General features: G+C 40.1%; 1 protein-coding gene. It reads left to right on the top strand.

Features of this window, described 5'->3' with window-relative positions:
- The first annotated feature begins 700 nt into the window (after nt 1–700).
- On the top strand, nt 701–1,234 hold the full coding sequence (locus ACED36_RS22050) for a GNAT family N-acetyltransferase (RefSeq protein WP_016961533.1): 534 nt from the start codon (nt 701–703) through the stop codon (nt 1,232–1,234).
- Nucleotides 1,235–1,454: the final 220 nt, after the last annotated feature.

The raw sequence follows: 1,454 nt of genomic DNA on the forward strand, positions 1-1,454 counted from the left end.
GAATAGTGGGACACTGATTTTGTAGAGTATCTTGTAGAATTTGAATATCGCGCATCGTTCATCCCTTTTGGTGGAATGTGGTTTTGGCGAAATTCATTAGATCAAAAGGGTCGATGCGCGTCCTTCTCATTGTTTAGAAAAGAGAATTTGAGGGGATTCGCTAGATTGCGACGTTATGCAATTAATACATTTGTGGTTGTGATTTGGATAGTATGGGTGAAGTATTCTTAGCAATTGTTGCGTTACTTTTCATTCTAGGTATTCCAGTGTTTATGGGGTTTCTTGATGAAATCAAACTAAAGCATAAACGTGTTGAGTTGGAGAATTACGATTTGTTCAAGTTCAGAGCAGCGGGAAAGAACGTGGTTTGTAGCCATTGTAATGGTGAGTACTTTAGGCATACAAATTTTCTACTGAACACGAGAGCAGCAAGCTTCTTGGGCCTGGATTGGGCAAATAAAGGCACTACGTCGTTAGAGTGTATGGACTGCGGGAAATTAACACTTTTTGCCCAAGAGAAAGTAATGAAACTTCATGACATATCCTGAGTATGGGTGTTGCATAACAAGGCTATAAACAGGGACGCTTTGTCAATGCGGCAGCTTTTCAAAGTGTTGTGAATACAATGGATTAAGCAGTTTTGGGTGGTTTGGTAAGCGCCCGTTATTGCAACGTTAGTTGTCATTGGAGATTCCAGTTTATGCAGTTCAGAATTGCTAATATAAATGACTTAGAAAGCTTAGCTAAGTTGCATGCTGAAAGTTGGCGAGAATCGTATCGAGGAATATTCCCTGATAACTTTTTAGATAATGATGTTTGGGAAGAGCGACGTGCATCTTGGGAAGGTCGCTTATCTAGTCCCAAAGAGAATCAGCGAGTATTGATTGCTACTAAAGATAACCAAATTTGTGGTTTCATCTGCGCTTATGGAAATGAAAACTCCAAATGGGGAACTTTCGTTGATAATTTACATGTTTCAAAATCTTCCCAAGGGAATGGCGTTGGTAAACAATTAATGTACTTAATTGCCAAATGGGCTGACGAGTTATTTGAAAATAAAGGCTTATACCTTGAAGTCCTCGAAGACAATCTAAATGCGCGAAGTTTCTACCATAGAATTGGCGCTAAGCACCAAGAAACGAATTTGTGGCAACCACCAGGTAGCGATGAAAAAATCAATGATTTGCTATATGTCTGGGAAAGTAACCAGCAATTATTGCAAATAAACAACTAACAAGTTGCTTAAACGGAATAAAAACAGTTGGCCATCGCTTCGCGATTATATCCAACCATTTTTATCCGCTTAGCAAGGCGCTGAAGGATCCCCTCATAATTCGCCCAACCCTGATGAATGAGTCAGCCTCTGGTATTCGAGCATAGCCCATTGATATTGCTGTTTATTGATGCAATACCGTCGATGCTTTCTTACCTCTCGTCCCAAGCGTGGAATAGAG

Origin of the sequence: Enterovibrio sp. FF113, assembly GCF_041439165.1 — a bacterium.
Lineage (GTDB): Bacteria > Pseudomonadota > Gammaproteobacteria > Enterobacterales > Vibrionaceae > Enterovibrio > Enterovibrio norvegicus_A.

Excerpts from the sequence above, each read along its gene's own strand:
- ACED36_RS22050 (WP_016961533.1), top strand. The coding sequence starts at position 701 with ATGCAGTTCAGAATTGCTAATATAAATGACTTAGAAAGCTTAGCTAAG.